Here is a 1,138-nt window from a genome sequence, read left to right as displayed (position 1 = left end):
GGTCTAAAGAGACAATAGAAGCCCTTGGGTTGTCGATATCTTTGGCGGGGGTAGTACGGGGGAAAAAGTTCGGGCAAGTAGCTTCAACTTATCCGACAGGAATTAGCTTTAATATCAATCAGAAGGATCATCTGGCTAAGTTTGATGGGTTTACACAAAAAACAGGCATTAAAGGGGCTCATAATGCAGATGAGTTTTATTCTGCGGCAACCCAAAATGATGTGAAAATTGTGAGTAGTACACCAAGTGGGATCAATGGTATTACTCAAGTTAAATACCAAATACCTGCATATGACCGGGCTGGAAATATAATTGGATATAAATCGGCTGAATACCCTAAGACAATTTATGATCCCAAAATATTCTCTGATCAAAAAATACTAGATCTTGGTCAACAGGCATCTAGCTATGGATATAAAGATGCTATATCTAAAGGGTTAAGGCAGTATGACAGTACTGCTGGTGGCGTTACTTTTAGGATATATATAGATCAAGAAACGGGTGCGGTTAGAAATTTTCATCCCAAATAAAATGGAGACGTTAATGAAAGAACTCTTTGGGCAACCATATGACGAATCAGAACCATATTGGGTGATAAAAGGTTATTTTGACAGGATGTATAATGATGATGTTTTTTTGGATGCAGTAAGTAGTCTGGTGAAGAAAATAGGCTTTAACTGTGATGGTGCCTACTGTAATTTCCCCGATATGGATAGTTATTACGAAGAAGAACACTTTGACGGTGTTGAGTTCGCTTATGGCTATCCACCGGAAGAAGACGATACAGTTATTGTGAGCGAAGATGTCTGTTTTGAATATGTCAGATTAGCCTGTGAAAAGTATCTCCAACTTCACCCGGAAGATACCAATAAAGTCAATACGTTACTTGCACAGCTTCCTTAATCAAAATCCCGGCTAAAAACCGGGATTTTGAAGCTTGGCATTATCAACAGTCAAATCCCAACATTTCAATTTACCCATCGGATTCATTGCTGGTGGCGCATCAGGGGGATTTATCCAAGACGTTCAAAGAGTTGGGGAGTCAGTCATCAGTTAAATCGCTAGTCACCTCAATGGCGATTAGCGGGGCGCTGAGTGGATTTGATGGGCTGATGGGGTGGGAAAAAGCCGCCGATGG

Annotated in this window: 3 protein-coding genes; all 3 read left to right on the top strand. The window is 40.7% G+C overall.

Features of this window, described 5'->3' with window-relative positions; translation table 11 throughout:
* Nucleotides 1-530 (top strand): CdiA family toxin C-terminal domain-containing protein (locus AACW11_RS18185; RefSeq protein ID WP_212587052.1); only part of this gene is annotated, 530 nt, incomplete at its 5' end.
* Nucleotides 531-543: 13 nt separating this feature from the next.
* Complete coding sequence (gene cdiI / locus AACW11_RS18180) at nt 544-903, top strand: ribonuclease toxin immunity protein CdiI (protein WP_212587051.1); 360 nt, start codon at nt 544-546, stop codon at nt 901-903.
* A gap of 92 nt (nt 904-995) precedes the next feature.
* The coding region (locus AACW11_RS20885; protein ID WP_445285833.1) for a DUF637 domain-containing protein at nt 996-1,138 on the top strand (143 nt) is incomplete at its 3' end.

The organism is Yersinia sp. Marseille-Q3913 (assembly GCF_963892745.1).
Lineage (GTDB): Bacteria > Pseudomonadota > Gammaproteobacteria > Enterobacterales > Enterobacteriaceae > Yersinia > Yersinia bercovieri.
The sequence above is the reverse complement of the archived record's forward strand: the minus strand, read 5'-3'. Positions and strand labels throughout refer to the sequence as shown.